The organism is Bacillus sp. AG4(2022), assembly GCF_031844465.1.
Taxonomy (GTDB): Bacteria; Bacillota; Bacilli; order Bacillales; family Cytobacillaceae; genus Bacillus_AB; species Bacillus_AB infantis.
In genome coordinates this window covers 217,733-239,613 of record NZ_JAUZVH010000007.1, presented here as the reverse complement: position 1 = coordinate 239,613, position 21,881 = coordinate 217,733, and the positions used below count along the sequence as shown (strand labels likewise).

The following is a 21,881-nucleotide window of genomic DNA, read 5'->3' as shown; positions in this document are numbered from 1 at the left end:
TAGCTGAAACAAAAACAGCATGCTTTTCAAAAGGGGAAATAATCTTGTGGCCGGCATAACCTTTGGCAAAGAACCGATTGTGAACCAGCAAAAAAGCCGATGTTTTCTATTCATCGGCTTAATAAATGCTGTTAGTGGGGGGCCTTTGGCAGCGCCGCCCAATTTGCCTGTGAGATTCCTGGATACGAAGATACCATTTCTGGACAGTCAGCCTGCCAATCACCCTACAGCAGAATTGCCGGCAAAAAAGACTAACCGCCTGGTTCAGACTCTCTCCCCGTTGATATAAGTTTCCTCAACGGAGGAACGCAAGTCAAATGGATCCCCGCTCCAGATGACAAAGTCGGCGTCCTTGCCAGGTTCGAGCGATCCGACACGATCCTCGACTCCGAGATGCCTTGCCGCATTAATCGTAATCGCTTCTAGTGCCTGCTCTTCACTCAGGCCGTTTTTGACAGCCAGAATGGCGCTGGTCATCAGGTGCTCGATTCCTACGACAGGGTGGTCAGTGGTAAGGGAAAATGCTATTCCCTCTTCTGCAAGGGCAGGAAGTGTATGCCAGCCTTTATCCGCAAGCTCAACTTTGGATCGGGAGGACATGGTCGGGCCAACGGAAACCCGGACATCATGTTTGGCAATGAATGGGGCAATCAGGTGGCCTTCTGTGCAATGCTCGATGGTCAGGTCAAAGCCGAATTCCCTTTTAAGCCTTAAGATGGTAATAATGTCATCGGCCCGGTGCGCATGGACGCGAAGCGGGATTTCTTTATTAAGCACCTTAGCAATGTTCTCAAGTTCTAGTTTCCTGTCTGCTTTTCCGGCTTTGCGGTTTTCGATGTAGCTTTGTGCCTCAATGAATTTTTCGCGCAGAATCGCGGCCACTCCCATCCTGGTAGTCGGCATGATGCCTTTTCCGCCATGGAATCTTTTCGGGTTTTCTCCGGTTGCCGCTTTCAGGCCGGAAGGGTTTCTGATAACCATATCATCAATGATTTGCCCGGCAGTTTTCAGGACGATCATCTCTCCGCCAATGACATTGGCGCTGCCCGGCATTACCTGAACCGTAGTGATCCCAAAGCGCCTTGCATCCTCAAAGCCTTTCTCCATCGGGTTGATCCCATCGATGGCTCTTACCTGGGCAGTGGCAGCAGCACTTGTTTCATTGAAATCCTGCCCCTCTTTACCCACACCTTCTTCATGCACCCCCAGATGAGTATGTACGTCAATCAAACCTGGAGTGACAATTTTGCCTGCTGCATCAATGACTGTATATTCTTCCCCGATTTCAAGATCTTCTCCTAATCTTTGAATTTTCCCGTCCTGAATAAGAAGATTGGCATTTTCATATTTTTTCCCTGTTCCATCAAAAATTTTTGCGTTTGTAATCGCTAACATGATTTTTTCGCTCCTTTTTTAATAAAAAATGTTGATTTCTGAAAATTCTTTTTCTATAATTACCCTTAATTCCTTTTTTCGATAATAAAATATTTTTTAAATATTGTAAATGGTACATATATTGAATTTGCATTTCCGTTTTTCTTACTTATATTAAAATCTCATACCGAAAGGAGGTAATTTATGAAATACGAAATTGATGAGCTGGACAGGGGTATTATCAAGCTGCTCTCCAAAGACGGAAGAATGTCATTTACAGAGATCGCCGGCAAAATGAATGTGACCGAAAAAACAGTCAGGCTGCGCTATAAGAATCTGATTGACAATCACATCCTTGAAGTGGTCGGGGTAGTGAACCCAATCGCCCTTGGATTAAAGGCAGGCGCGATCATTCAGCTGAAAGTTAGGCCGCAGAGCATACATAAAGTGATTGACGAACTGAAAACCTTCCGGGAAATCAGGTATGTTACCTTGACATCCGGACAATATTCGCTTCTAGTCCAGATTGCGGTGCCGAGCCAGGATGAGATAACAGATCTGCTGCTCAGGCTGAATGGCCTGGAGGATATCACAGAAGTGAACAGCATTGTCCAGCTTGAAGTGTTTAAAAATACCTTTGAATTCATTTGAAAGCCAAATAGATTAGGAGAGATATTATGCTGGAGATTTTAAAAAGTTTGACGTCACTATCCGGTCCATGCGGGTACGAGCACTCTGTGTCCTATTTTTTAAAAGAATACCTTGAAGATAAAACGGATTCCGTCACCATTGATCCGATCGGCAATGTGATTGCCAGGAAAAAAGGGGACAAACCGGGTCCAACAATTGTTTTGACAGCCCATATCGATGAAGTGGGATTCATCGTCAAAAAAATTGAACAAAACGGCCTTCTCCGCTTCGAGAAGCTTGGCGGCAATGATGACCGCATCATGCTTGCCCAGCCTGTCCGGGTGATGGGAAGCAAAGGGGAAGTGAGCGGTGTGATCGGCACGATTTCTGCTCACTATGCAAAATTTGACGACCCTGGGAAGGTAAGGAAGCATACGCAGATGTACATTGACATTGGCGCTTCTTCACCTGAGGAAGCAGCAGAAATAGGAGTCGGGATCGGCACACCGGTAACCTGGGGAACAGAATTCCAGGTGTTTGGGCCGGAAAAAAAGCAGCGGGTGCGCTCCAAGGCACTGGATGACAGGGCAGGCTGCGCTGTATTGCTTGAATCTCTGGAAGAGGTCAAGGATGGTTCCTTTGCCGGTGAGCTTATTTTCCTTTTTGCTGTCCAGGAGGAAGTCGGGCTCAGGGGGGCAAAAACTGCTTCTGAGCATCTGCAGGCTGACGCGGCTATAGCAGTTGATACTACCGCAGTCAGTGATACGCCGGAAGAAACAATGGATGGAAGCCTCGGACTTGGAAGAGGCACTGGCATCAAGGTCATGGATTTCAGCCTGATTGTACATAAGACGGTGAAAGACCTGTTAGTAAGACTGGCTGAAGAAAACAAGATTCCGTACCAGCTTGAAGTATTTCCGGGCATAGGAACAGATGGAGGAGCGGTCAATTATGCCAATAAGGGAATCCCGACTGGCGTCCTTTCCATTCCCTCCCGCTATGCACACTCACCTGTTGAGGTTGCAGATATCGGCGACCTGATTGCAACTAAAGATCTTGTCACAGCATTTATCAGGAATCTGACTGAAGATCAGACCTTCCCTTTTTAAGAGGGAAGGCTGACTTGCCTAAAACGCAGTTTAAAAAGACTGAAAAATTAAAATAATGAATGATTATTCATTTAGGAGGATATTTAATGAAGATATTTATCTCGGCAGACATGGAAGGCATCTCAGGAGTAGCGACAAACCAGCAGCTAAAAACAAACTCAGAATACCAGCGGTTCAGGAAGCTTATGACAGCCGATGTGAACGCAGCAATTGAAGGAGCTTTCAATGGAGGGGCAGAGGAAGTGGTCGTGGCAGACGGCCATGGCAATATGTCTAATATCATTATTGAAGAAATGGATCCGCGTGCCCGCCTTGTTTCAGGGAACAACCGGGTCATGTGCCAGCTGGAAGGCCTGGATGGGACGTTCAGCGGAATCATGTTCGTCGGCCACCATGGCAGGGAAGGCGGTTCTGATCTGACAGTCATTTCTCATACACTTGCAGGCATTTGTGTGAACGAAATGAAAATCAACGGAAAAATTGTCGGTGAAACAGAAATGAACACAATGGTGGCAGGAGCATTCGGCGTCCCGGCAATCTTTGTTTCCGGTGATGACGCTTATGTAAAAGAAGTGCAGGAAACACTTCCACATGTAGAAGGGGCCGTGACGAAGAGGGCTGTTGACAGGTTCGCGGCCGAACTGATCCATCCTGAGAAAGCAAGAGAAGAAATCAGGGCCAAGGCTGAGGCAGCCGTTAAAAAGGCAAAGGACCAGCAGGCCGTCGAGACGGAAGGGCCGGTAACATTTGAAATCGAAATGAAGGGGCCGCAGCAGGCAAAAATGACAACAACCCTCCCGACAGTTGAATTGATAGGGCCAAAGAGAATCAAGTTTACTTGCGATGATATGGTCACTGCCTATAAGCATATGTGGGGCTGCGTCATCATAGCAATGACTGCTACCAATGGAGTCCTGGGCCAGGTAAATGCGTAAAAAGAAAAAGGAGCTCTACTGCTCCTTCAATGCTGTGGAGGTGAGCAAATGTACATAGTCAAACGATTCCTCATCATGCTCTTAACGATTTGGGTAATCGCTACACTGACATTCGTCATAATGAAATTCATACCCGGGGATCCATTTGCTTCAGACGGCGATGTGCTGCCTGAGGAAGTTCTCCAGAATATCAGGGCCAAATACAATTTGGATGAACCGCTGCCTGTACAATATGCTCTGTTTATGAAAAATCTTGCGATAGGTGACCTTGGACCGTCCATCCAGTCGGAAACGAGGAGCGTCAATTCAATCATCGCAGAAGGAGCGCCGGCTTCAGCACTCCTGGGTATTCAGTCCATCACAATCGCTTTGATATTCGGGCTGTCGCTTGGGATCATAGCGGCACTAAATCATAACAGGTTCATTGATTATGCGAGCATGATGGTTGCCATCATCGGCATCTCTGTCCCAAGCTTCATCCTGGCGCCGCTCCTGATTAAATATTTTGCGGTGGATTGGAGGCTGCTGCCTGTTGCTTCATGGGGAACATGGCAGCATACAATCCTCCCGTCACTCGCACTGGCTGCGACCCCGCTTGCAGTCATCGCAAGATTCATGCGTTCGAGCATGCTTGAGGTCATGAACCAGAACTATATAAAGACCGCCAATGCAAAGGGGCTTTCCACGTTCCAGCTTGTACTTAAGCACGGTATCCGGAATGCCATCATGCCGGTCGTTTCCTTTATCGGCCCACTATTTGTTGCGCTGATCACCGGTACCTTTGTTATTGAAAAAATCTTTGCCATACCTGGAATCGGCCGCTATTTCGTTGACAGTATCTTCAACAGGGATTATCCCGTTATCCTGGGGACAACGATTTTCTTCAGCGCCATTCTTGTCATCACCCTGTTTTTAATTGATATTTCCTACAGGCTGATCGACCCACGAATAAAACTATCGAGCGGAGGGGAATAAACATGCAGCCGAAACAATCAGAAGAGCTCCTGTTCAGGCCTGTATCGCCCGATAAAAAGAGCCATGATGAAATCCAGAGGCCGTCCTTGAGCGTCTGGAAGGAAACGGCACTGAATATTGTAAGAAATAAATTGGCATTGCTTGGCTTCAGCCTCCTTTTGGTTATCATCCTCCTTGCGGCTTTCGGACCATCATTTGTCCCGTACAGCCCTTCTGACCAGGATCTGACTAAAGGCAATCTTGCCCCATCTTCAGAGCATTGGTTCGGGACAGATGATCTGGGGAGGGATATGTGGACGCGTACCTGGTACGGAGCAAGGGTGTCCTTGACTATCGGTTTTGCCGCAGCCATCATCGACCTGATCCTCGGTGTAGCGGTAGGCGGGATCAGCGGCTATATGGCCGGGAGAGGGAAGTTCGGAGACCGGGTGGACAGCCTGCTTATGAGGCTTGTTGAGATTCTTTACGGCATCCCTTATCTGCTCGTCGTCATCCTGCTTATGGTCATCATGGAACCTGGCGTCACAACCATTATCATTGCCCTGTCTGTCACAGGCTGGGTCGGGATGGCCAGGATCATCAGGGGTCAGATCCTTCAGCTGAAGTCACAGGAATATGTCATGGCAGCAGAAAAATTGGGGACCTCCCACGGGAAAATCATCATGCGCCATCTGCTGCCAAATACGATGGGCATCATAATCGTCAATCTGACATTTACAATCCCGCAGGCCATCTTTGCCGAATCTTTTCTCAGCTTCCTTGGATTGGGTGTTCAAGCCCCATTTGCAAGCTGGGGGACGATGGCCAATGATGCATTGGGTGTCATCCTGAGCGGACAATGGTGGAGGCTGTTTTTCCCGGGGCTGATGATTTCCCTGACAATGTTTGCATTCAATGCATTCGGTGACGGACTTCAGGACGCGCTGGATCCAAGAGTACGGAAATAGGAGGCATGACAGATGAGCCATTTACTGGAAGTGAAAAACCTCGAAGTTAATTTCAAGACATACGGAGGAGAGGTAAAGGCAGTCCGGGACGTTTCCTTTCATATCGATAAAGGCGAGGTACTGGCAATCGTAGGAGAAAGCGGAAGCGGAAAAAGCGTGACTGTCCAGACGATCATGGGGCTGATACCCACTCCTCCCGGAAAAGTAAAGAACGGGCAAGTACTTTTTCAGGATAAGGATTTGCTGAAAATCTCCAAAAGGGAAATGCAAAAAATCAAAGGCTCGAAGATCAGCATGGTCTTCCAGGATCCAATGACTTCCTTAAATCCGACAATGAAAATAGGCAAGCAGATAGAAGAAGGCCTTCTCATCCATCAAAAGCTGGGAAAAACAGAAGCAAAAGAAAAGGCAATCGAGATGATCAAACTCGTCGGCATCCCAAATCCTGAAGAGCGGTACAGCCAGTATCCGCACGAATTCAGCGGGGGGATGAGGCAGCGTGCCATGATAGCCATTGCCCTTGCCTGCAATCCGGAGCTTCTGATCGCAGATGAGCCTACCACTGCACTTGATGTAACGATCCAGGCCCAGGTGCTGGATCTGATGAAGGATCTGCAGAAAAAAACAAATACTTCTATTATATTAATCACGCATGATTTGGGAGTGGTCGCTGAAACGGCCCAGCGTGTGATTGTCATGTATGCAGGGATGATGATCGAGAGCGGGACTGTCGCTGAAATTTTCGAGAATCCTAAGCATCCCTACACCTGGGGACTTCTTGAGTCGATTCCGGACACAGACTCTCCTGATAAGAAAAGGCTCGTGCCGATTGAAGGCTCTCCGCCGGATTTATTTTCGCCTCCAAAGGGATGTCCTTTTGCACCAAGATGCAAATATGCAATGGAAATCTGCCTGCAGCAAATGCCGCCAGCATTTGGAGAGGAAAATGGGCATCAGGCCAAATGCTGGCTGAATGACCCAAGGGCCCCTAAGGCCGAAGACTTCGTTGCAGCAGGGAGGGAATGAAAATGGCTGAAACACTTTTAGAAATAGAAGCTATGAAAAAATATTTCAAAATTAAAAAAGACCAGACGGTAAAGTCAGTCGATGATATCACGATTTCCATAAAAAAAGGCGAAACCTTCGGCCTTGTCGGTGAAAGCGGAAGCGGAAAATCAACGCTAGGCAAAACCATCGTCGGACTTCAGAAGCCAACAGAGGGGAAAATCATTTATAACGGCAGGGACGTAGAGTCGCTTGATAAAAAGGCGATGCAGGCGGTCAACAGGGAAATGCAGATCATTTTCCAGGATCCCCATGCTTCCCTTAATCCGCGTATGAGAGTCGGCGATATTATCGCCGAAGGCATGGATGCCCACAAACTGGCCAAGGGAAAAGAGCGTCAGGAAAGGATTTATGACCTTCTTGAAAGGGTTGGCCTGCGCCCGGAACATGCCAAACGTTATCCCCATGAGTTCAGCGGCGGGCAGCGCCAGCGCATCGGCATTGCCAGGGCGCTTGCTGTCGACCCGAAATTCATTGTTGCCGATGAGCCGATCTCGGCGCTTGATGTCAGTATCCAGGCACAGGTTATCAATCTTCTGGAGGACCTGAAAAAGGAGCAGGGGCTGACATATTTATTCATCGCCCATGACCTGGGGATGGTCAAGCATATCAGCGACCGGATCGGTGTCATGTATCTTGGGAAGATGATGGAGCTGGCCGAGAGCCGCGAGCTTTTTGCCGAACCGCTCCATCCATACACACAGGCTCTTCTTTCGGCAATCCCGGTGGCAAACCCTGCCGCTGCAAAGAGGGAGCGCATCACACTTCAGGGTGATCCTCCAAGTCCGGTTAATCCGCCGAGCGGCTGCCGTTTCCGGACGCGCTGTCCGCACGCAATGGACATCTGTGCCCAGAAAGTGCCGGAATGGAAGGAAGTAAAGCCTGGCCACTGGACAGCCTGCCACTTGTACAACATTTGATCTTCACCTCTTTGCAGGATTGAGAGAGGATAAGATAAATAAATTAGATGAGAGGGGAATGGAATATGAAGAAATGGCTATCAGGCATTGCCGCAGCCCTTTTTGTCTCTTCAGCTTTAGCGGGCTGCAGCGGCGGTGAAGGAGCTTCCGGCAGCGGAAGCGGGGAAGATGTTAAACAGGAGATTGTGCTGAATGCAATGAGCGAGCCGCCAGATTTGGATCCGGCTCTTGCAACAGATACAACATCAGGCTGGATTCTGGATCATATTTTTGAAGGCCTTTATACAAAGGACAAGGATGGCAAGCCGGTACTTGGCACAGCGAAGGACGCCCAAGTATCTGATGATGGAAAAACATACACTTTCACCCTGCGTGATGATGCGAAATGGTCAGACGGGACACCAGTCACAGCCGGTGATTTCGAATACGCATGGAAACGCGTTCTGAATCCTGACACAGGCAGTTCCTTTGCATTTTATCTTTATTATCTTAAAGGTGCAGAGGACTATAACAAAGGAAATGGAAGCGCAGAAGAAGTCGGCGTCACAGCTAAGGATGACAAAACACTTGTTGTAGAGCTGAATGCGCCGCTGGGATATTTCGATGAGCTCCTGACAATGTGGACTTTCTATCCGGTTAAGCAAGAGCTTGCTGAAGGAAACAAAAATTGGGCTGCCGATGCTGAAGGATATGTGAGCAACGGACCGTTCAAATTTACTTCATGGAAGCATGACAGCGAAGCCGTCGCAGAAAAGAACGAGAACTATTGGGATAACAAGACGGTAAGTCTTGAGAAGGTTACCTGGAAAATGGTCAATGATGCAACCACATACTATCAGATGTATAAAACTGGTGAACTTGATCTGATCCAGACACTTCCGACAGATGCACTTGCCCAGGAAAAAGAAAACGAGGAATATCAGGAAGTCCCTTATTTCGGAACATATATGTATATGTTCAATGTAGAAAAAGAGCCATTCACCAATGCTAAAGTCCGCCGTGCGTTTGCCATGGCCATAAACCGTGAAGCTATCTCGGAGAATATCACAAAAGCAGGCGAGACTCCAGCCTTTGCTTTCGTGCCGCCTGGTGTTGAAACACCTGACGGAGATTTCCGTGAAGCCGGCGGAGAATATTTCGACGAAAATGCAGATGAAGCGAAAAAGCTTCTTGAAGAAGGAATGAAAGAAGAAGGCTGGACAACCCTTCCTGAAGTCACTCTTCTTTACAACACAGCCGAAAACCATAAGAAAATCGGTGAAGCCGTTCAGGAAATGGTCAAAAAGAATCTCGGCGTTAACATCAAGCTGGCCAACCAGGAATGGAAGACATACCTTGATACAACAAAGCAGCATAATTTCCAAATGGCCCGCATGGGCTGGATCGGTGTCCTTCTTGATCCTGTTGTCATCCTCGACTATTACCTGGGAGACAGCCCTAACAACCGTACACAATGGGTCAACGAAGAATACGATTCACTGATTGCCCAGGCAAAAGTGGAGCAGGATGAAGCCAAGCGCTATCAGCTACTGCATGATGCTGAAAAAATCCTGATGGAAGAAATGCCATTCATGCCGGTATATCATTACACAAATACGTACCTGACATCACCTAAATTTGAAGGAGTCGTATATCCCTTCAACCGTTATCCGGCTCTCAAGTGGACAAAGAAAGTTTCAGAATAAAGAGGGAAGGCGAAAGCTGCCAGCTTCTGCAAGTTCCTGCTATAATGATAGAAAAACAGTCTGGGGGACATCTTATGAAATGGAAGATAACAGGTTTTCTGCTGATAGCCTGCATTTGGATCAGTATTCGGGTGACGGGAATCCTGCCCCTGCTTGACTGGATCAATCTATCATTCATCGCAGGTATAGCGGGGCTTTCTGCAGCCGTCATCATCATCATCTTTAAAACTGGATTTCTATCACTGTTCTTCAGCGGATTCCGCGCAATCGGGACAAGCCTATTTCCCCGTTCCAACGCCATGGAACGAACTGACAGCATGGTAAGCAGTGACTATAAATGGCAGGAATTTAAGGCTGGCGCTTCAACAGTACTGCTTTATGCCTTTTTGGTTGCTGGATTGAGTTCGATGGCCGTATCGCTTGTGGGATTGTTCTTTTATTAGGAAAAGATTAGAAGGAGGCTCCTGGCCGGGGCCTTCTTTTCTTATTTTTTCAAAGAGATATATGTATAATAAAGGATGGAAAAAGGAAGGAAGAGTATTATGGCCATAACTTTAACGATGCTGCTGATGGGCATGCTGCTGGGATTTATCGGGGCCGGCGGGGCCGGCTTTATCATCGCTATCCTGACGCTGGTGTTTGATGTGCCGATCCATATCGCTTTAGGAACATCACTAACGGCAATGATTTTCACAAGTTTGTCAGGAGCCTACAGCCATTACAGAGAAGGGAATATGGCGGTCAAAGCAGGGCTTGTGACAGGGATCGCAGGTGCTTTTGGTGCATACGGGGGCTCACAGCTCGCTGCAGGAATACCTGTGGAATCACTCCATTGGCTGACGGCAGGCATGCTGTTCCTGTCCTCCATATTGCTCATGGTCAGATTGTACATAACCAAGAATCTCACTGACCAGGAAGCAGGAAGGGACAAGCTGTCTGTTCAGCTGGCTGTAAAAGCGGTCATCCTGGGGCTTATAACTGGCGTATTATCGGGGACCTTCGGGATCGGTTCAACACCCTTCATCCAGCTTGGCCTGCTGATCATGCTCGGCCTTACAATCAGGCAGTCGATAGGTACAACGATGCTTGTTATACTGCCTATTGCGGCAGGAGGAGGACTCGGGTATCAGTCCGAAGGCTATCTCGACTATCTGTTGCTTCTGCAAGTGCTTCTCGGCACCATGACAGGCGCTTATATCGGTGCAAAATTCACAGGCTATGCCCCAAAAAACGTACTGAAGGCATCAATGATATTGACGCCAGCCGCTGCCGGGCTGCTGCTGCTCTTTCCGCAGTAGCGGCCAGGTGTGTTTTTTATGGCTTTTTTCTGGAATGGTGCTGTAATAAAATGGAATGGAAAGGAGGAGGAGATGTTGAGAAAAGAGCGTGTGGAGTCAACTGAATTGAAGATTTTGAAGTCCCTTGGTGCCCGGGTTCAACTTGATGTCCCGGACGCAAAGCAGCTCGATATACTGCTGAAGGGCTGGAAGGGGGAAGAGGAGTTTGACCGGTGGGTTAATACCATTGATGAGGAGTGGCATATTTTAAATGATCTCTTGCTGAACCATCAAGGAACAATTTTTCAAGTCGACTCTTTAATTTTCTCCGGAACAACGCTTTACCTGTTTGAAATTAAAAACTACCAGGGTGACTACTATATTCAAGGCGATGCCTGGTACACTTTTTCCGGCAATGAAATCAAGAATCCGATTCTTCAGCTGAAGCGCACAGAAAATCTTATGAGGCAGCTTTTGAAGGAACATGCTTTTGACATAAGAATTGAAGCAAATTTAATTTATGTTAATCCGGAATTCTGCCTCTTTCAAGCCCCCAGAAATCTCCCCATCATCCTGCCCGGCCAAATGCCGCGTTTTCGGGAAAAAATGCTGAATCAAACCTCCCCTATAAAACATTCACACTCTAATTTAGCCAAGAAGCTTGTATCCCTTCATATGAAGGAAGACCCTTTTCCGAGAAACTATGAATACCCCTATGAACAATTAGAAAAAGGTTTGGTTTGCCCGCAATGCAAGGAGTTTTATCATACTGTTAAACATTCATTAGTGGTCTGTGAACTTTGCGGGGGAAGGGAAACTCTTGAAGATGCAGTGGTAGGGGCTGTGGAGGAAATTAGGATGCTTTTTCCTCGGAGGACGATCACCACTCCTTTGCTTATTGATTGGTGCAGGATTATTAAAGATAGAAGAACGATTCAGCGGGTGCTCAAGAAACATTATGATTTCAAAGGGAGAGGGAAGTATGCGAGATATACGAATCGCGGCAATACTCAGAGTCCCGGCGGGCAGCCAACCCCTTTGAAAGTCTAGCAGATCAGGCTGGAATTTGGCCTGATTTGTATCTGAAGGGGAGTGCGGGATACATGAGTGAGGATGAATAGGAGGAGTCATGTATCCGAGGGGGAGTGCGGGATACATGAGTGAGATTAAAAAGGAGCAGTCATGTATCCCGGGAGGAGTGCGGGATACATGATTGGATCAAAAAAGGAGCAGTCATGTATCCCGGGAGGAGTGCAGGATACATGATTGGATCAAAAAAGGAGCAGTCATGTATCCCGGGAGGAGTGCGGGATACATGATTGGGATGGAAAAGGAGCAGTCATGTGTCCCGGGAGGAGTGCGGGATACATGAGTGAGAAGAAAAAGGAGCAGTCATGTATTCCGGGGGGAGTGCGGGGTGCATGAGTGGGATGAAAAAGGAGCAGTCATGTATCCCGGGAGGAGTGCGGGATACATGATTGGGATGGAAAAGGAGCAGTCATGTATCCCGGGAGGAGTGCGGGATACATGATTGGATCAAAAAAGGAGCAGTCATGTATCCCGGGAGGAGTGCGGGATACATGATTGTGTCGAAAAAGGAGCAGTCATGTATCCCGTGAGGAGTGCGTGATACATGAGTGGATCAAAAAAAGGGCTGTCATGTATCCCAGGGGGAGTGCGTGATACATGAGTGGGTCGAAAAGTGCGTGATACATGAGTGGGTCGAAAAAGGAGCAGTCATGTATCCCGTGAGGAGTGTGGAATACATGATTGGATCAAAAAAGGAGCAGTCATGTATTCCGGGAGGAGTGCGGGATACATGAGTGGGATGGAAAAGGAGCAGTCATGTATCCCGGGGGAGTGTGGGATACATGAGTGGATCAAAAAAGGAGTAGTCATGTATCCCGGGAGGAGTGCGGGATACATGATTGGGATGGAAAAGGAGCAGTCATGTATTCCGGGAGGAGTGCGGGATACATGATTGGATCAAAAAAGGAGCAGTCATGTATCCCGGGAGGAGTGCGGGATATATGAGTGAGTCGAAAAAGGAGCAGTCATGTATCCCGGGGGGAGTGCGGGATACATGAGTGTGTCGAAAAAGGAGCAGTCATGTATCCCGGGAGGAGTGCGGGATACATGAGTGAGATGAAAAAGGAGCAGTCATGTATCCTGGGGGGAGTGCGGGATACATGAGTGAGATGAAAAAGGAGCAGTCATGTATCCGAGGAAGAGTGCGGGATACATAACTGAGTGCAAAACGACGGAGTTATGTATCCAAAGTTTGAGAGAATAACAAAGTATACCCCCCTGCCCAAAACCTAAATGCCCTTTCCCAGCCCCAAACTAAAACATTTTTTCACCCGCCCCCTCCGTCCATCTAAAAAAAGAATACAACCCAACCAGGCTCATATATATAATAGTAAAAACAAGCTCAAACTCCACTAGTGTTAAAATTATATTTCATAAAAGTAAATATGTTATTGAACTAATATTTCAAACCCTCTATAATGAAATTAGAACTAGTACATCAGTGACAGGAGGGCCATAGGAATGAAAGAGAACTTAACCTCGTTAACAACAGAAACCCGGAATGAGCGGACGATGAAGATTGATACAGCTTCGCCTTTGGAGATCATCACGATGATGAATGAGGAAGACAAGAAGGTGGCATTAGCGGTTGAGCAGGTTCTCCCGGATGTCGAGGTAGCAGTCGGGTTTGTATTCGAATCCCTGAAAAAGGGCGGCAGGCTCATCTATATCGGGGCTGGTACAAGCGGAAGGCTCGGTGTTTTGGATGCAGTCGAATGCCCGCCTACTTTCAGTACGGATCCTGAAACTGTCCAGGGAATCATGGCCGGGGGCAAGGATGCTTTTGTCAAGGCTGTTGAGGGGGCAGAGGATAAGCCGGAATGGGGCGAACGCGATTTAAAGGAGATTGGCCTGACACAAGATGATACTGTGATCGGGATAGCAGCGAGCGGGCGCACCCCTTATGTGGCAGGAGCGCTTAAGTATGCGAGGGGCATCGGAGCCAGGACGGTAGCACTTTCCTGCAACACCGGCGCCGTCATCAGCAAAGAAGCTGACCACAGCATCGAAGTGATTGTCGGCCCTGAGGCGCTGACAGGCTCTACAAGGCTGAAGGCGGCAACTGCCCATAAAATGATTTTGAACATGATTTCAACTGCCAGCATGATCCTGTTCGGCAAGGTTTATGAAAACCTCATGGTGGATGTTCATGTCAGCAATCATAAGCTCAAGGAGCGTGCGATCGGGATCATCAGCAAGATAACCGGCGCTGATTATAACATTTCCAGAAAAGCTCTTGAAGACAGCGGGCTTCAGGCTAAATCTGCGATCGTCATGATCAAAACAGGTAAAAGCAAAGTTGAAGCTGAGAAGCTGCTCGATCAAGCCGGTGGATATGTGCGTAGGGCAGTGGAGAAAGCAGGCAACTAAAACTATCAGGGGAAGGCGCCATGTGCGGGCCTGCCCTCTGCATATCCTTTTTTGGGGGTGGTCATCAAAAAACAGCTGACAGGGGTTTTTCATAATATAGGCTTGCACTGATACTTTATCCTATTATTCTCTTAAGCTATTTTTTATGCCTTGGATGAAAACGATTCCAATAGTTTGAAAATTTGTACTGACATCAATGTTAGAAATGGGGGAAATTCAAATGGCTGGCGAAAATACAATTCTTGCAGAGAAAATACTCGAAAAGCTGGGCGGGGCTTCCAATATCGGATCCTATACGCATTGCATGACCCGTCTTAGAGTAACGCCGCTTGATGAGTCATTGGTAGACAAAGCAGAACTGAAAAAAATAGATGGCGTCCTGGGACTTGTAGAAGAAGAAACACTGCAGATTATTCTGGGGCCAGGCAAGGTCAATAAGGTTACAAAAGAGTTTGGCAAACTGCTTGAAGCATCGGGCGAACTTAATCTTAATGATCGGGCAGCAAGCAAAAAGTCAGAAATCAATAAGAAAAACGCAACTCCTTTCAAACTGTTCCTTCGCAAGATAGCGAGCATCTTTATTCCGCTCATTCCGGCACTTGTTGCTTCCGGTCTGATCACTGGTATTTCGAAAGCTGTCATTCAGGCAGGCTGGCTTGACGGGGAATCACAGCTTGCCATGATCCTGACTGTAATTGGCGGGGGGCTTTTCGCATATCTCGGCATCCTGGTCGGTATTAATGCTGCAAAAGAATTTGGGGGATCACCTGCACTGGGCGGACTTGCAGGGATATTGATTATCAATCCTTCAGTCGCCGGCATTACGCTTTTTGGTGAAGCACTCGTTCCTGGCCGCGGCGGCTTGATAGGAGTACTCCTTGCTGCCATCTTTATTGCGCTGGTTGAGCAGCGGGTCAGAAAATTTGTACCGCAGTCACTGGATATTATCATTACGCCAACCGTTTCGCTGCTGATTACAGGGATCGTCACTTATGTAGTATTCATGCCTGTTGGCGGCTTTATCTCCGAAGGAATCACAAAAGGTTTGCTTTCTGTTCTTGATATTGGCGGCGTGGTTGCCGGATTCGTCCTGGGCGCTACCTTCCTGCCGCTTGTAGTAACCGGGCTTCACCAGGGTCTGACGCCTGTCCACCTGGAACTGATTAATTCAATCGGCGATGATCCATTATTGCCAATCCTTGCGATGGGCGGCGCCGGCCAGGTTGGTGCAGCATTTGCCATCTATTTCAAAACCAAGAAGAAGCGTCTCAAAAGGGCAATTGGCGGTGCTCTGCCTTCCGGTATGCTTGGTATCGGCGAACCGCTGATCTTTGGTGTAACGCTTCCTCTTGGAAGGCCATTCATTACGGCCTGCCTTGGCGCAGGTGTTGGGGGCGCATTCCAGGCCCATTTCGATATTGCCACTGTTGCAATCGGAGTATCCGGCCTGCCGCTTGCCTTCATTGTTAACGCAGGCGAAATCCTTCTGTACCTTGTAGGACTAGTAATTGCTTATGCAGCAGGATTTGCCTTCACGTATCTGTTCGGCTTTAAAGATGAAATGGCTGGTGAGTTTGATTGATCGGCATTTCCTTCTATCTGAACGATCCTTCTGCTGAAGAGCGGATCAGGGATGCAGGAAGCAAGGGGGTGAAGCGGGGCTTCACCTCGCTTCATATCCCTGAAGAAAAAGGTGAGCTGGCCGCAGCGGCCAAGAGGCTGCTTTCTGCTGCAAAGGAAAGCGGCATTGATGTCTATGCGGATGTTTCCATGAAAACACCAGCCCATCTGGGAGTGGCAGACCTTTTTGCATTAAAAGATCTTGGGGTAGCCGGCCTTAGGCTGGATGACTTTTTCGACCATCATCTGATAGTCTCCCTTGCAGAGGAATTCAAAATAGCTGTCAACTCCAGCATTCTTTTTGAAGAAGATCTTAAAAACCTTCTCGGTCTGGGGCTTAAACCTGATAGGCTGATCGGATGGCATAATTTTTATCCGAGACGGGAAACCGGGCTGGGTGAATCTTTTTTTCATGATCAGAACAAGCTGTTTAAAAGCCTGGGTATTCCTCTTGCTGCGTATATACCGTCCCGGGGAGAAAAACGGGGACCGCTTTATGAAGGCCTGCCGACGCTTGAAAAGCACCGTCATGCTGAACCCTTTGCTGCTTATGCGGAGTTGAAGGCTGCGGGAATTGATGATATTTATATCGGCGATCCGGATATTGGGGCAGGGCTGCTGGAGGATCTCCTGGCTTACGAAGAGGACTCAGTTATGCCGCTGAGGGCTGAGAATTGTACACTGCCTGAGGGAATATATGCAACACGTCCTGATCAGGCGAGGGATGCTGTCAGGTTCATGAATACCCGGACAACAGTCCCTGTGCCCCCATTAAATTGCGGGAAGCGTGATGCAGGAACGATTACTGTTGATAATGAGCATTACGGCCGTTACAAAGGTGAAGTGCAAATAACACTGTCCGACCTTCCGGCAGATGAAAGAGTCAATATAGCAGGCAGAATAATAGAAGAAGACAGGCCGCTTCTTTCATTTATAAAGCCCGGACAAAAAATCCGCATTATCCATATTTAAAGCAGAAGCACACTCATAACGGAGTGTGCTTTTTTACTGCTTTCTTTAATTGAGCAAGCCTCTTACGCATTTCAATCAGGCATTTCCTTTGAAAAAAACCTCCCGGTAGAATATGATATCTTTAATCCTTCCTTATATCGTTAATGTAACTTTTTTTGTTACAGTTTAATAATCGGGAAGATATTTGATTTTTAACCAATACTAAACTTTGTAAAAAATGAAGGAGGAGCTGTCCATGATTATTATCCATGCCCATATTACGGTGGATCCGGCAAAGCGTGATGTTTTCCTTGAGAAAACGAAAGAGGTAGTCAAAGGGTCACAGGCTGAGGAAGGAAATATCAGCTATGATTTATTTGAGAGTGCCGGGAATGAAAATTCATTTGTGATGCTTGAGAAATGGAAGGACAAGGAAGCGGTAAGGCTGCACGGGGAAACTGCCCACTTCCAGAACTATATGCAGGAAATGAAAGAAGTATTGGCAGCACCCCTGAAGGCAGAACGCTTTGAAGCGGAAGAACTTTAAAAAACACCAAAGGAGGACATCAGGTTTATGAAAGAACAATACAAGCAATTTTTTGAGTCATTTACTTTTAAAAGTGGGATTGAAGTTAAAAACAGACTGGTCATGGCACCAATGACAAATTTCTCTTCCAATGAAGATGATACTGTTTCTGATGCTGAGGCTGCATATTATGCCCGCCGGTCAAAGGGACCTGGCATGGTGATTACGGCTTGTACATATGTGACCGAGAATGGAAAAGGCTTCCCTGGGGAGTTTGCCGGCCATAAAGATGAATATGTCCCAAGCTTGAAGCGCCTAGCGGAAGACATCCAGGCAGGCGGCGCAAAAGCGATCCTGCAGATTTTCCACGGAGGAAGGGAATGCCCTCCTGAGCTCGTCCCGAATGGAGATATTGTAAGCGCCAGTGCAGTTGCAGGCTCAGGTGAAGGAAAAAAGGAACCGCGCGCGCTCAGCGGCGAGGAAGTTGAAAGCATTATTAAAGATTTCGGCGAAGCCGCAAGACGTGCAATTGAAGCAGGGTATGACGGGGTGGAAATCCATGGAGCCAACGGCTATCTGCTGCAGCAATTCTTCTCCCCTCATTCAAACCGCAGGGATGATCAATGGGGAGGCAGCCTGGAAAAGAGGCTTACTTTCCCGCTCGCTGTAGTTGATGAAGTCAAGAAGACTGTTGCGGCACACGCTAAAAAGCCGTTTGCTGTAGGCTACAGATTTTCTCCTGAAGAACCGGAAACACCGGGTATCACGATGGCGGATACGCTGGTCCTGATCGATGAGCTGGCAAAAAAAGATCTCGACTATCTCCACGTTTCACTCCAGGACTTCTGGTCAGCGCCGCGCCGCGGAGTCGAGGACACTAGGTCAAGAATCGAGATCATCCAGGAAAGAGTCGGCAGCCTTGTCCCTGTTATCGGCGTTGGTTCTCTTTATACGCCGGAAGAAGTAGAAAAAGCGTTTGGAACAGGCGTCCCTCTTATCGCGCTGGGCCGTGAGCTGATCATTGATCCTGAGTGGGTGCAAAAAGTCGAAGAGGGCAGGGAAGACGAAATCAAAACCAAAATCGATAAGGATGCCCAGCAGGAACTGACTGTTCCAGATCCGCTCTGGCAGGCCATCATTAATACCCCTGGCTGGTTCCCTGGCGTATAACACTTAAAAGGAGTTCGGATAAATGAAAGTGAAAATCAACCGCAATGCGGCTAAAGTGCTGAAAAAGATGCTGGAAACAGCAGAAGAAGGCCAGTATATCCGCGTTTTTGTGACAGAGCATCACGGAAACCACGCCCATTATGACATCAAGCTCGATACACCTGCAGAGCATGATGAAATTGTATCAACCGACAAGGATATCGACATTCTGCTCGATGCACGGGAAGATTTCCTCGATGGTGTATGGATCCAATACTTCTTTGTTCCAAAAGAGGAATTTGTCATCTACAATCCCTTAAAAGAAAAGCATCATCATTAAAAAGAAGGCATGATTGCTGCAGCTGCAGCATCATGCTTTTTTTGGTTTTCATTCCAATTTTTGGTGTAGCGCTAACTTTAATGCTTTTCCTGAGCAGAGAAGTACAGATTCTTGTATAATGGAAATGGTTTTTACGAAATCCGAAATATTTTGAATGGAAGCTGATGAAATGTCCTTTATAGCAATTTTAATTCCGATTTTTCTTATCTTTGGCCTTGGCTATGCCGGCCAGAAAATCTTCAGGCTGGAAACGAAATCACTGTCCATCGTGGCTATTTACTTAATGACTCCCTTTCTTGCCTTCAGGACTTTCTACGAAACGGAGTTCAATCTTGATTATGCAGTCATGGCCATTTACACTATAGGGCTGGCCCTGGCAATTATTGCGATCGTGTATGCTGCGGCTTATTTTGCAGGATACAGCAGAAAGCGCACTTGCGCTATCATTTTATCCTCTGCATTCATGAATAACGGCAATTATGGAACTCCGCTAGTTCTTTTTGCATTTGGCCAGGAAGGAATAAAATACGCGATTGTGCTGATGGTCATCCAGCAGCTGCTGATGTGCACCCTGGGGGTATACTATGCAGCTAAAGGGTCTATCGAAAATGCCAGTTTCAAAACAGCCCTGAAAGAGGTTGTGAGGGTGCCGATTGTTTATGGCGCCTTGCTGGGAGCGGCATTGCAGTTTATGAACATACCTGTCAGCGGGACGCTGATGGAAGCAGTCCGGATGGTAGGAGATGCAGCCATACCAACGGTCATGATCATCCTTGGCATCACGCTCGCCAATATATCAGTAAAAAACCTGGAAATAGGCCCGCTCTCTGTCTCCCTTACCTTGAGAATGGTTGTATCTCCTTTGATCGCGCTGGCTTTTACATTTTTCCTGCCTGCGGATACTCTTCTGAAGCAGATTATGATTGTCATGGCGGCCATGCCTTCTGCTGCTAATACGACCATGTATGCCGTTCAATATGGTACAGATCCGGAGCTTGTTTCAAGCGCGACGCTTGCCAGCACTTGCCTGAGCCTCATCACCCTGCCGATCATCCTGTACAGTGTGACTTTTATGCAGTAGAAGATTAGCAGAATCTGTTTACCTCTGTCGAAAATGTGAGATAATAGATCTATCAGAGTATTCCTTTTTTTCAGCCTGTTATGGCAAAGGAGTTCTCAGGAGTTCATATTTTACTGACAGGGGAATGAGGGCTGGCATGAAAATCTGGTTTAACCGCTGGTTCACGACGGTGAGCCATTATATCACAATGATTAAGAACAATCCTGACAATAGAAGCTTTACCATATATGGGACCCATCCGGATAAGGATGCACTCTATTTGCAGGTATGCGATTTCAAAGGGACTGAGCCTGATATATCCGGTGAGGAATATATTTTGTTCTGCCTGGATTTCTGTGCCCGGAACGAGATTGATATTTTTATTCCCCGCAAGGAAAATGTCCTGATTTCACGGAATCTTCCCCGTTTTGAAGCAATAGGCGTCAAGGTGCTTGTCTGCCCGGACCCAATGCTTATGTCCTTCATGGACAATAAGGCGGCCATCTACCGGTCAATTGAGGAAAAGAATTCAGCCGGCAAGCAGCTGGTAAGCATCCCTGACTACGAAGTCGTCAATACAGCGGCAGGCTTCAAGGAAGCCTATCATAAGCTTAGGGCAGCGGGCCATAAAGTCTGCTTCAAGCCTGTTATTGGAGAAGGGGCATATGGATTCAGAGTGGTAAAGGATCGTGAAGATTCAATAGCGGAGCTGTTCGGGCAAGGGGTTGGACACCGGATTTCCTTTGCGAATGCCTGCGGGATTTTATCGCAGCAGGAAAGTTTTCCAGACCTGATGGTGCTCGAATATCTGGATGGCCCTGAGTACAGTATCGACTGCCTGGCCGACGGCGGCAAGCTGTACACCAGCATTCCAAGGAAAAAAGGGCATGGCAGGGTGAGGGAGCTGGAGGAAAACCTGCTGCTCAGCGGGATAGCCGAAAACCTTCATCGGGAATACCCGGTTCCTTATGTATTCAATGTCCAGGTCAAATATGGACAAGGTGTACCGAAGCTGCTGGAAATCAACCCGAGAATGAGCGGTGGGCTTCATATCAGCTGCCTGTCCGGCATTAACTTCCCTTATCTTGCCATTAAACTCCTCTTAAATGAAAAGATTGATCCTGCTCCCCCGAATTTCGGGATAAGGGCAAGCTATCTTGAAAAAGAGGTTATCCTAAGCTGAAAAAGGAGCTGAGATTCTCCTTTTTTATTTTTTTTTCTAATCTGAGAAGAATTGCTTTACATACCATACCAGGGTATACTACAATACAGATAAGGGGAGGGAATTTAATGGAAAAGGAATTAAATGAATTGCCGTTAGTCCCTGAGGGTGAAAGCTGCGATCATGTGAGCGGGCGGAAGAGCCATCACTCAGAAGTGACAAAGAAAAACCTTGTCACCAGGCTCAACCGGATTGAAGGCCAGATCCGGGGAATCAAAGGCCTGATTGAAAAGGATACGTATTGTGATGATGTTATTACCCAGATTTCAGCCACTCAGTCTGCTTTGAACAGCGTTGCCAAAATTCTGCTCGAGGGACACCTGAAGAGCTGTGTTGTCGAGAGGATCCAGGAGAACGATCTTGAGGTGGTTGATGAGCTGCTGGTAACTGTACAAAGACTAATGAAGAAATAAAGGAGAGATTCAGAATGGAAACAATCACATTAGAAGTAAAAGGCATGAGCTGCGGCCATTGCGTAAAAGCTGTAGAAGGAAGCGTAGGGAAGCTTGAAGGCGTATCTGCTGTAAAGGTTGATCTAGAGAATGGCAAAGTCAATGTCGAATATGATTCATCCAAAGTAAATCTAGGCGAAATTAAAGAAACAATCGATGATCAGGGCTATGATGTTGTCTAACAG

23 protein-coding genes are annotated in these 21,881 nt (G+C 47.4%); 22 read left to right on the top strand and 1 reads right to left on the bottom strand.

Translation table 11 applies throughout. From position 1 onward, the window contains the following. Nucleotides 1–264: 264 nt before the first annotated feature. Nucleotides 265–1,395: an amidohydrolase gene (locus tag Q9R36_RS19540; RefSeq protein ID WP_009795614.1), complete on the bottom strand. Its 1,131-nt coding sequence runs from the start codon at nt 1,393–1,395 to the stop codon at nt 265–267. A gap of 183 nt (nt 1,396–1,578) precedes the next feature. Between Q9R36_RS19540 and Q9R36_RS19535 the strand changes: the two genes are divergently transcribed. The 22 genes from Q9R36_RS19535 to copZ all read left to right on the top strand — a co-directional run bounded on the left by Q9R36_RS19535 (nt 1,579) and on the right by copZ (nt 21,878). Continuing rightward, complete coding sequence (locus Q9R36_RS19535; RefSeq protein ID WP_009795615.1) at nt 1,579–2,025, top strand: Lrp/AsnC family transcriptional regulator; 447 nt, start codon at nt 1,579–1,581, stop codon at nt 2,023–2,025. 26 nt (nt 2,026–2,051) lie between these two features. After that, entirely contained in the window at nt 2,052–3,113 is a 1,062-nt protein-coding gene (locus Q9R36_RS19530; protein WP_311225756.1) for a M42 family metallopeptidase, read from the top strand. A gap of 86 nt (nt 3,114–3,199) precedes the next feature. Then, nucleotides 3,200–4,048, top strand: coding sequence for a M55 family metallopeptidase (locus Q9R36_RS19525; protein ID WP_022544047.1), 849 nt, complete (start codon nt 3,200–3,202; stop codon nt 4,046–4,048). Between the two features lie 48 nt (nt 4,049–4,096). Continuing rightward, nucleotides 4,097–5,023: an ABC transporter permease gene (locus tag Q9R36_RS19520; RefSeq protein ID WP_022544046.1), complete on the top strand. Its 927-nt coding sequence runs from the start codon at nt 4,097–4,099 to the stop codon at nt 5,021–5,023. A gap of 2 nt (nt 5,024–5,025) precedes the next feature. Continuing rightward, nucleotides 5,026–5,970: an ABC transporter permease gene (locus tag Q9R36_RS19515; protein ID WP_009795619.1), complete on the top strand. Its 945-nt coding sequence runs from the start codon at nt 5,026–5,028 to the stop codon at nt 5,968–5,970. A 12-nt stretch (nt 5,971–5,982) separates the two neighbouring features. Continuing rightward, the gene (locus Q9R36_RS19510) at nt 5,983–6,996 is read left to right on the top strand and encodes an ABC transporter ATP-binding protein (RefSeq protein ID WP_009795620.1); all 1,014 of its coding nucleotides are present in this window, start codon (nt 5,983–5,985) and stop codon (nt 6,994–6,996) included. A gap of 2 nt (nt 6,997–6,998) precedes the next feature. Then, complete coding sequence (locus tag Q9R36_RS19505; protein ID WP_009795621.1) at nt 6,999–7,955, top strand: ABC transporter ATP-binding protein; 957 nt, start codon at nt 6,999–7,001, stop codon at nt 7,953–7,955. A gap of 65 nt (nt 7,956–8,020) precedes the next feature. Further along, the gene (locus Q9R36_RS19500) at nt 8,021–9,640 is read left to right on the top strand and encodes a peptide ABC transporter substrate-binding protein (RefSeq protein WP_148949240.1); all 1,620 of its coding nucleotides are present in this window, start codon (nt 8,021–8,023) and stop codon (nt 9,638–9,640) included. A 74-nt stretch (nt 9,641–9,714) separates the two neighbouring features. Then, nucleotides 9,715–10,083: a DUF3899 domain-containing protein gene (locus Q9R36_RS19495; RefSeq protein WP_157638556.1), complete on the top strand. Its 369-nt coding sequence runs from the start codon at nt 9,715–9,717 to the stop codon at nt 10,081–10,083. Nucleotides 10,084–10,182: 99 nt separating this feature from the next. Next, the gene (locus Q9R36_RS19490; protein WP_165352579.1) at nt 10,183–10,938 is read left to right on the top strand and encodes a sulfite exporter TauE/SafE family protein; all 756 of its coding nucleotides are present in this window, start codon (nt 10,183–10,185) and stop codon (nt 10,936–10,938) included. A gap of 72 nt (nt 10,939–11,010) precedes the next feature. Then, the gene (locus Q9R36_RS19485) at nt 11,011–11,967 is read left to right on the top strand and encodes a nuclease-related domain-containing protein (protein ID WP_311225755.1); all 957 of its coding nucleotides are present in this window, start codon (nt 11,011–11,013) and stop codon (nt 11,965–11,967) included. Nucleotides 11,968–12,736: 769 nt separating this feature from the next. After that, nucleotides 12,737–12,898, top strand: a complete 162-nt coding sequence (locus tag Q9R36_RS19480; protein WP_311225754.1) for a hypothetical protein — start codon at nt 12,737–12,739, stop codon at nt 12,896–12,898. 569 nt (nt 12,899–13,467) lie between these two features. Next, nucleotides 13,468–14,376: an N-acetylmuramic acid 6-phosphate etherase gene (murQ, locus tag Q9R36_RS19475; protein WP_311225753.1), complete on the top strand. Its 909-nt coding sequence runs from the start codon at nt 13,468–13,470 to the stop codon at nt 14,374–14,376. Between the two features lie 220 nt (nt 14,377–14,596). Then, on the top strand, nt 14,597–15,958 hold the full coding sequence (locus tag Q9R36_RS19470; protein WP_311225752.1) for a PTS transporter subunit EIIC: 1,362 nt from the start codon (nt 14,597–14,599) through the stop codon (nt 15,956–15,958). Continuing rightward, a complete protein-coding gene (locus Q9R36_RS19465) occupies nt 15,955–16,968 on the top strand; it encodes a MupG family TIM beta-alpha barrel fold protein (RefSeq protein WP_253617297.1) in 1,014 nt (337 codons plus the stop codon). The genes Q9R36_RS19470 and Q9R36_RS19465 overlap by 4 nt, the downstream gene beginning before the upstream one ends. Nucleotides 16,969–17,203: 235 nt before the next feature. Beyond that, a complete protein-coding gene (locus Q9R36_RS19460) occupies nt 17,204–17,494 on the top strand; it encodes a putative quinol monooxygenase (RefSeq protein WP_022544037.1) in 291 nt (96 codons plus the stop codon). A gap of 27 nt (nt 17,495–17,521) precedes the next feature. Next, complete coding sequence (locus Q9R36_RS19455) at nt 17,522–18,643, top strand: NADH-dependent flavin oxidoreductase (protein WP_009793161.1); 1,122 nt, start codon at nt 17,522–17,524, stop codon at nt 18,641–18,643. A 22-nt stretch (nt 18,644–18,665) separates the two neighbouring features. Next, nucleotides 18,666–18,962 (top strand): heme biosynthesis protein HemY, encoded by a 297-nt coding sequence (locus Q9R36_RS19450; RefSeq protein ID WP_094768924.1) that lies wholly within the window; start codon nt 18,666–18,668, stop codon nt 18,960–18,962. A gap of 169 nt (nt 18,963–19,131) precedes the next feature. Further along, complete coding sequence (locus Q9R36_RS19445) at nt 19,132–20,043, top strand: AEC family transporter (protein WP_101548331.1); 912 nt, start codon at nt 19,132–19,134, stop codon at nt 20,041–20,043. Nucleotides 20,044–20,179: 136 nt separating this feature from the next. Beyond that, nucleotides 20,180–21,205, top strand: a complete 1,026-nt coding sequence (locus Q9R36_RS19440) for an ATP-grasp domain-containing protein (RefSeq protein WP_240684078.1) — start codon at nt 20,180–20,182, stop codon at nt 21,203–21,205. Nucleotides 21,206–21,312: 107 nt separating this feature from the next. Continuing rightward, nucleotides 21,313–21,657, top strand: coding sequence for a metal-sensitive transcriptional regulator (locus Q9R36_RS19435; RefSeq protein ID WP_009793166.1), 345 nt, complete (start codon nt 21,313–21,315; stop codon nt 21,655–21,657). 14 nt (nt 21,658–21,671) lie between these two features. Then, nucleotides 21,672–21,878, top strand: a complete 207-nt coding sequence (gene copZ, locus Q9R36_RS19430; protein WP_009793167.1) for a copper chaperone CopZ — start codon at nt 21,672–21,674, stop codon at nt 21,876–21,878. Nucleotides 21,879–21,881: the final 3 nt, after the last annotated feature.